Here is a 6,229-nt window from a genome sequence, read left to right as displayed (position 1 = left end):
TGCTGAGTTCGGTACCTCGGCGACCGAACTCGCCGCAGAAGTACCGAACTCGCCACAGGAAGCCACCCCCCTGCCAGGCGTCCAACGACCGGCGCCGCCTCAGCCGATCGGCACCTCTGCCGATCGGGACCTCAGTCGACCGGCGGTGCAGGCGGTCGGCAGCGCAGCACCTCGAACTCCGCGTCCCCCGCGAACGGCAGCTCGCCCGCGGCCCACGGCACCAGCACGGTCGACCGCCGGCGCACCGCCAGCTCCCCCACCGTCCCCGCGCCCGCGGTCACCACCAGCACCGCGAACCCGGCGTCCCACCGCCCGGACCCCGTCGCGCGCTCCACCCGGAAGAACTCCGCCGCCCGGGGCAGCAGATCCCCGACCTCCCCGGACCGGGCACCGCGCAGCGCCTCGATCTCCCCGACCGTCCACGCCCGACGGTCCACCGCGGTCAGCGCGGTGTCGAAGCCCAGGCCCAGGTGACCGTCGCGGGCGCCGTCGATGGCGAATCCGGTCCACTCGGCCAGGATCGACAGATCCGTGGGCTCCTGGAGCTCGACCACGAACGCCCCGGCGCCGATGGCGTGCAGCAGACCGGCCGGGACCAGCACCGCATCACCGGGTTCCAGGTCCAGGGTGTGCAGCGCGTCGAGCATCGCCGCGGTGTCCTGCCGCTCGACCCAGTCGGCCAGCTCGGCGGCGGAGACCTCCCGGCGGAATCCGAGGTGCACCGGCGCGGCGGTCAGCGCGATCCACGCCTCGGTCTTGCCGTGCGCCAGCCCCAGGTGCTGCCCGGCGAATCCGGCATCCGGGTGTCCGTGCACGGGCAGTCGCTCCCCCGCGTCCAGCAGCTTCACCAGCAGCCCGGTGTCGGCACCGGTCGCCGCCGCCTGGTCGGGCCCGAGCCAGCCGACCGGATCCGCCCGGACCGCGTCGCGCAACAGTCGGCCGTCGGGCAGCCGGGTCAGCCCGAGCACGGATTCGCCGAACAGCGTGGTGGTCGACCCCACCCAGTCCTCCGGCACGTGGTCGCCCACGGCCGGTCCACCTGAGGGGCCGCGGAACGCGGCGATGCGTGCGCCACCGGCGTAGAACCGGTCGGCGGGCTGGTGCGCGGGCAGCGGCACCGGTCGACCTGGTGCGTGCGGGGACGGGGTCATCCGTGCTCCTCCTGCCCGGCGTCCGCCGGGACGATCTCGACCGCGACCGCGGTCCGCCATTCTTCGCCGGGTCCGAGCACCGGCGCTCCGCCGAACGACCCGTCGCGCTCCGGGCCGAACAACGGGGCGTTCGTCGGCTCGACCCCGAGCACCCATGCGCCGCGCTCCGGCCAGGCCCACGTGCACAGCCGGGGAAGTGTCGGAGCGGTCCAGTCGACGACCATCCGGGGACCGGCGGCGGGCTCCAGCACCGCCCGCGAGCGCCCGTCCGGGTCGACCCGGACCGCTCGGTGCTCCGCGACGACCGCATCCGCGGTGCAGGAGGGGTCGGGCATCGCGAGCGGGTCGCGGCCGGGCGGCAGGGGTTCGCGCAGCCGAGTGGTCACCGGCCCGTCGGAGCCGCCGAGGACCAGCCGGGCGTCCGGCGCCAGCAACGGCGCGCCGAGGTTCACGTGGTAGAGCAGCGGCACGCCGACCGGGGCGTTGCCGTCGTTGCGGATCACGTCCCGGACCTCGACCCGCGCCCGGCCGGTCCGGGCGACGACCTCGCGGTGCACGGTCAGGCGGGTGCCGTACAGGGTGGTGTGACCGATCACGCCGGAGACGTGCACCTCGACCTCGTCGGCGACCTCCGCCCGCCACCAGCGCACCTCGGTCGCCGGGGTGTGATGGTGGCTGCCGTGCTGTCCAGCCGTGGCGGTCGGCGGCCCGATGTTCTCCGGCCCGCAGGTGACCAGCAGTCCGCCGAGGAACCGCTGCTCCCAGTCGTGACCCGGCCCCGGGTCGACCCGGTGCGGTGAGCGCCAGGCGATCGGCACCCCACTCCACCAGGCCGCGCCGAGGTCCAACCCGTGATCGGGTCGCAGGTCGAGGGACAGGCCGTCCAGCAGCCGGAGCTGGATCAGCCGCTCTCCGCCGGGCGTGCGGACCTCCTGCACGTCGGCCACCGATTCCGGCAGCGTCACCAGACCGTCGCGCAGCAGCTCCCTCGCCGTCGGGCTCATCGGCGGGCCAGCGCGGACAGGAAGCCGCCGACGAAGGTGTCGCCCAGTCCGATCGTCGTCGGCCGGGGCACGTCGAGCTGGTGAGCGGGTTCGACCACCACCGCCGGGGCGACGCCGGCCAGTCGCTCGGCCAGTCCCGAGCCCAGCGGCCCGGGCTCCCGGTCGGCGATCGCGCGGTATTGCTCCGCGGTGAAGTCGTCGCCGTGCGCGTACCGGGTCCCGGCCGCCACGATCCCGCCCCGCAGCGCCGCACGGAGCTCGGCGGCCCGCTCCCCCTCGGCCAGCGCCCAGTGCTGGGTGTGCAGCACGAGAGTGCGCGCGGGCACCACCGCCCGCAACGCCAGCAGCGCGCCGGCGACGTCCTCGGCGTCCAGCAGGTCCACCGGCCGACCGATCCAGGCCTGCCACTCGTCCTCGTTCATCGCCCACACGTCCACCCGCGGCGCCAGTGCGTCCCGCACCGCGGCGGTGAGGGCGGGCACGTGGTACCCCGCGTCCTCGAAGTACACGAAGCCGGCGGGCGGGAGCCGGTCCAGGTCGGCGGTCAACGTGCCCAGTCGGTCGGCGAGCACCGCCGGGTCCTGGATCACGTTGAACCCGGACAGCAGCACCACGTCCGCGGCGGCCAGCTCGTCGCCGAGCGCCGGGTCGAGCACCAGCTCCCGGTTCGGTGGGTCGTTGACGTAGATCAGCCGGTTCGCCCGGGCCGCCACCACCTCGATCCCGCCCACCGGCACCGTGGCGCCGGACGGGAACTGCACGATCAGGTGCGGGTCGGTGCTGTCGCGGTCGGCGGAGCACAGGTACTCGGTGCCGGCCGGCAGCAGGCGCCGGACGTCGTCGTCGATGCTGACCAGGTGCACCAGGGCGGGCAGACCGAACCGCTCCAGCACCATCGCGGCCCGGACGCAGGTGCCGCCGAGCGTGATCCGCCGGTCGAACCGCGCCGCGAAGTCCGCGAGGATCCGGGAGGACGCCACGAACCGCTCACCGCCGGACCCGCTCCGGAGGAAGCCCAGCAGCGAGCACAGCAGGTCCCGCTCGCTGTCGATGCTCCGTCCCGGGTCGAGCTCGTCCGGCCGGATCCCCCACCGCGCGGCGAGCGAGCCGAGCAGCTCCGGGTCCCACCCGATCTCGTAGTCGACGGTGCCACCCAGCCCCAGCACATAGCGCGTGCCCATCCGCACTGCCCCTTCGCCTCGCGGTCCCGGGCCCACCGACTCCGGCGGGCCCGGGAGCGGTGATCAGTACAGGTCCGCGCGTCCGGCCGCGTCGAACAGCTCGATCTTGTGCGCGGCGACCTCGTTCATCGCCTCGATCGCCGGGGGCTGGATCGTGTTCGGCTCGCGCAGCGTCGGGTCGGCCAGCACCTCGCGCATCCGGTCGTGGTAAGCGACCTTGATGTCGCTGGAGATGTTCACCTTGTTGACGCCGAGCTTCACCGCCCGGCCGATCTCCTCGTCCGGGTTGGCCGATCCGCCGTGCAGCACCAGCGGGATCGGCAGCCGGGACTTGAGCTCCTGCAGCAGGTCGAGCTTGAGCTCCGGCTTGAGGCCCTTGGGGTAGAGCCCGTGCGCGGTGCCGATCGCCACCGCGAGCGAGTCCACCCCGGTGCGCCGGACGAAGTCCTCGGCCTGGTCCGGGTCGGTGTAGATGATGTCGGAGACCGCGACACCGGCCTCGGCCTGCTCGTCCAGCTTGCCGATGGTGCCCAACTCGCCCTCGACCGACAGGCCCACCGCGTGCGCGGCCTCGGCCACCCGGGCGGTCAGGGCGACGTTCTCCTCGTAAGGCAGCATCGACCCGTCGATCATCACCGACGTGAAGCCGATCTGGATCGCGGTCAGGATCTGCTCGTAGGTGCCGCCGTGGTCCCAGTGGATCGTCACCGGCACGCTCGACGTGTGCGCCCGCTGCACGATCGCGGCGAGCAGGTCGTGGCCGATGTGGCTGACCTCGTCCGGGTGGATCGCGACGATCAGCGGCGAGCGACGCTGCTCGGAGACCTCGATGATCCCCGTGAACATCGCCCAGTCGCTGATGTTGAACGCCGGTACCGCGAAGCTGTGCTCGTTCGCGACCGCCAGCAGGTCCGCGCCGTTCATCAACATGGGGTGACTCCTTCGTGTGTGTGGTCGTCGTGCGGAAGCTGCGCGCGGGTCAGACCTTGACCGCGCCTGCCGTCATCCCACCGATGAAATACCGCTGGAAGAACAGGAACAGAATGAGGACGGGAATACACCCGAGGATGCTCATGGCCATCATCTCGTTCCATTCGTACGAGTGCTGGCCCATGAGGAGCTGGATGCCGATCGGCACCGTGCGCATGTTCTCGGTCCGCGTCAGGGTCAGCGCGAACAGGAATTCGTTCCACGCGATCATGAACGTGTAGATCCCCACGGAGACGAGCCCGGGCACCGAGATCGGCACGAGAATGCGCCACAGGGCGGTCATCGGACCGGCGCCGTCGACCTTGACGGCCTCGTCCAGTTCCCGCGGCAGCGTGTTGAAGTACCCGGTCATCATGATGATCGCGTAGGGCAGCGTGAACACCATGTAGGTGAGGATCAGACCCGGGTAGGTGTTGTAGAGCCCGAGGCCGACGACCAGCCCGAAGTACGGGATCAGCAGGGTGATCGGCGGCACGGCCTGCACCGACACGATCACGATGTTGATCACGCGCTTGCCGGCGAACTCATACCGGCTGAACGCGTAGGCGGCCAGGACGGCGACCACCAGGGTGAGCAGCGTGACGCTCAGCGCCACCAGGTAGCTATTGCCGAAGAACCGCAGCTTCACCGGGTCGGTGAGGATCGTGGTGTACGCGTCGAGGGAGAAGCCGGGGGTCACCAGCCGGGGCGGCGTGGCGAAGATCTCCGGGTTCGATTTGAACGAGCTGGCCAGCATCCACAGCACCGGCAGGCCGGAGAACAACGCGCCCACCGTCAGGGCGGCCAGCAGGGCGGTCTTCTGGCCGCGCTTGCCGGGCGGACGTCGCCGCGGCGGACCGACGTCGATGCGGGCGGAATTCTGGACGACAATGGCCATGATCAGTCCCGCGCTTTCTGGTGTCGGACGTAGAAGAATGCGATCACCATCGACAGCAGCAGCACGATCACCGCGGCGGCGGACGCCACGGAGAACTCGTACCGACTGAAGGCGAGCTTGTAGGTGAAGGTGCTCAGCATCTCGGTGGCATTGATCGGGCCGCCGCCGGTGGTCATCCAGATCAGCGCGAACTGCTGGGTGGTCCAGATGAAGTCCAGCAGCGCCATCGACACGATGATCGGCCGCAGCTGCGGGAGGGTGACGTTCCGGAACTGCTGCCAGGGGGTGGCGCCGTCGACCCGCGCCGCCTCGTACAGGTCGCGGGGGATGCCCTGCAGCCCGGCCAGCAGGCTGATCATGAAGAACGGGTAGCCGGCCCAGACGTTGATGAAGGTCACCGCCGCGAGCGCGGTGCTCGGGTCCGCCAGCCACTCGGTCTGACCGCCGGTCAGCCCGACCGAGCCGAGCAGGTAGTTGATCACGCCGTTCGGGTTGAGCAGCAGCCGCCACAGCACCGCGATGATCGCCACCGTGAACAGCCAGGGCAGCACGTAGATCACCCGGAACGCCGCCTTGACCCGGTGACTGAGCAGCGGGGTGTTGAGCAGCATCGCGAAGCCCAGGCCGAGCCCGAAGTGTGCGACGACGCTGGTGCCGGTGAACACCAGGGTGTTGCGCACCGCGGTGTAGAACACCGGATCGGTCAGGACCTCGAGGTAGTTGTCGAATCCGACGAAGGTCGAGTCCTTGGTGGTGATCACGCCGTTGAGCAGCGAGTACCAGATCACCATCACGATCGGCGTGAGCATGAGGATCGCCATCAGCACACCGGTGGGTGTGAGGAAGGCGTAGGGCGTCAGCCGGCGCCGCAGCCGGGCCAGACCCGGTCGTGCGGGCTGCTGCCGTGGGGTGGTGACCTGCCCGAGTGCCACGGGCCGGTCGACGTGCGAGAGCATCACGGTCGTCTCCTTCACCAGCGTGCCGGGCGACGTGCGCCGCCGCCCGGCACGGGCCGTCATCGGGCGC

The 6,229-nt window shown here is 71.2% G+C and carries 6 protein-coding genes; all 6 read right to left on the bottom strand.

Features of this window, described 5'->3' with window-relative positions; genetic code table 11:
• Positions 1 to 131 precede the first annotated feature (131 nt).
• On the bottom strand, positions 132 to 1,151 hold the full coding sequence (locus tag OGL89_RS09510; RefSeq protein ID WP_263119790.1) for a class I mannose-6-phosphate isomerase: 1,020 nt from the start codon (positions 1,149 to 1,151) through the stop codon (positions 132 to 134).
• The gene (locus OGL89_RS09505; protein ID WP_263119789.1) at positions 1,148 to 2,155 is read right to left on the bottom strand and encodes an aldose 1-epimerase family protein; all 1,008 of its coding nucleotides are present in this window, start codon (positions 2,153 to 2,155) and stop codon (positions 1,148 to 1,150) included. The genes OGL89_RS09510 and OGL89_RS09505 overlap by 4 nt, the downstream gene beginning before the upstream one ends.
• Positions 2,152 to 3,336 carry an ADP-dependent glucokinase/phosphofructokinase gene (locus tag OGL89_RS09500; RefSeq protein WP_263119788.1) on the bottom strand — a complete coding sequence of 395 codons (1,185 nt, stop codon included), beginning with the start codon at positions 3,334 to 3,336 and terminating at the stop codon, positions 2,152 to 2,154. Before OGL89_RS09500 ends, OGL89_RS09505 begins: the two co-directional genes overlap by 4 nt.
• A 63-nt stretch (positions 3,337 to 3,399) precedes the next feature.
• On the bottom strand, positions 3,400 to 4,266 hold the full coding sequence (locus tag OGL89_RS09495) for a ketose-bisphosphate aldolase (RefSeq protein WP_263119786.1): 867 nt from the start codon (positions 4,264 to 4,266) through the stop codon (positions 3,400 to 3,402).
• Between the two features lie 49 nt (positions 4,267 to 4,315).
• Positions 4,316 to 5,203 (bottom strand): carbohydrate ABC transporter permease, encoded by an 888-nt coding sequence (locus tag OGL89_RS09490; RefSeq protein ID WP_263119783.1) that lies wholly within the window; start codon positions 5,201 to 5,203, stop codon positions 4,316 to 4,318.
• Positions 5,204 to 5,205: 2 nt separating this feature from the next.
• Complete coding sequence (locus OGL89_RS09485) at positions 5,206 to 6,222, bottom strand: sugar ABC transporter permease (RefSeq protein WP_263119781.1); 1,017 nt, start codon at positions 6,220 to 6,222, stop codon at positions 5,206 to 5,208.
• Positions 6,223 to 6,229 lie beyond the last annotated feature (7 nt).

It is taken from the genome of Cellulomonas sp. RIT-PI-Y, assembly GCF_025642745.1.
Lineage (GTDB): Bacteria > Actinomycetota > Actinomycetes > Actinomycetales > Cellulomonadaceae > Cellulomonas.
The sequence above is the reverse complement of the archived record's forward strand: the minus strand, read 5'-3'. Positions and strand labels throughout refer to the sequence as shown.

What these genes read in the sequence shown, in the direction of transcription:
- OGL89_RS09495 (WP_263119786.1), bottom strand. Translation starts at nt 4,266, where the DNA reads ATGTTGATGAACGGCGCGGACCTGCTGGCGGTCGCGAACGAGCACAGC.
- OGL89_RS09490 (WP_263119783.1), bottom strand. Translation starts at nt 5,203, where the DNA reads ATGGCCATTGTCGTCCAGAATTCCGCCCGCATCGACGTCGGTCCGCCG.
- OGL89_RS09505 (WP_263119789.1), bottom strand. Translation starts at nt 2,155, where the DNA reads ATGAGCCCGACGGCGAGGGAGCTGCTGCGCGACGGTCTGGTGACGCTG.
- OGL89_RS09500 (WP_263119788.1), bottom strand. Translation starts at nt 3,336, where the DNA reads ATGGGCACGCGCTATGTGCTGGGGCTGGGTGGCACCGTCGACTACGAG.
- OGL89_RS09485 (WP_263119781.1), bottom strand. Translation starts at nt 6,222, where the DNA reads ATGACGGCCCGTGCCGGGCGGCGGCGCACGTCGCCCGGCACGCTGGTG.
- OGL89_RS09510 (WP_263119790.1), bottom strand. Translation starts at nt 1,151, where the DNA reads ATGACCCCGTCCCCGCACGCACCAGGTCGACCGGTGCCGCTGCCCGCG.